1 protein-coding gene is annotated in these 678 nt (G+C 67.7%); it reads right to left on the bottom strand.

All coding sequences use genetic code 11. The features are described from left to right. Positions 1-678: ArsB/NhaD family transporter (locus tag A6723_RS00010; protein WP_256545930.1), on the bottom strand; the 678-nt coding region annotated here is incomplete at both ends.

Consider the following 678-nt stretch of genomic DNA (forward strand, 5'->3'; position numbering starts at 1 on the left):
GCGCACCAGGCCTTCCGCGCCGCTGGCCTGGATCGACAAGGCGCCGACCAGCACGCTGGGCATGTTGTTCATCACCGAGGACAGCAGCGCCGAGAGCAGGCCGGTGCCGAGGGCGGCGACCCACAGCCCCTGTCCGGCAAGGCGGTCGAGCAACTGGGCAAGGAAGTCCGTGAGGCCGGCGTTCTTCAGGCCGTAGACCACCAGGTACATGCCGAGGGAGAAGATCACTACCTGCCAGGGTGCTTCGCGCAGTACACGGCGGGTGGAGATGCGCTGGCCGCGGGCGGCGACAGCGAAGAGGAGCGCGGCACAGGCGGCGGCCACGGCGCTGACCGGGATGCCCAGCGGCTCCAGGGCGAATAGGCCGACCAGCAACGCCAGCAGCGTCCACCAGCCGACGATGAAGGTGGCGCGGTCATGGATGGCGGCCTTGGGTTCCTTCAGCGCATGGAGCGCGTACTGCCTCGGGATGTCGCGGCGGAAGTACAGGAACAGCACCAGCAGGGTGGCGGCAATGCTGGCAAGACTCACCGGCAGCATCACCGAGGCATATTCGGCGAAGCCCAGGCCGAAGTAATCCGCCGAAACGATGTTCACCAGGTTGGACACCACCAGCGGCAGGCTTGCGGTGTCGGCGATGAAGCCGGCAGCCATGACGAAGGCCAGGGTCGCGGCTGG

The sequence above is a fragment of the Pseudomonas sp. AU11447 genome (assembly GCF_001672555.2).
In the GTDB taxonomy this organism is placed as follows: Bacteria; Pseudomonadota; Gammaproteobacteria; order Pseudomonadales; family Pseudomonadaceae; genus Pseudomonas; species Pseudomonas nitroreducens.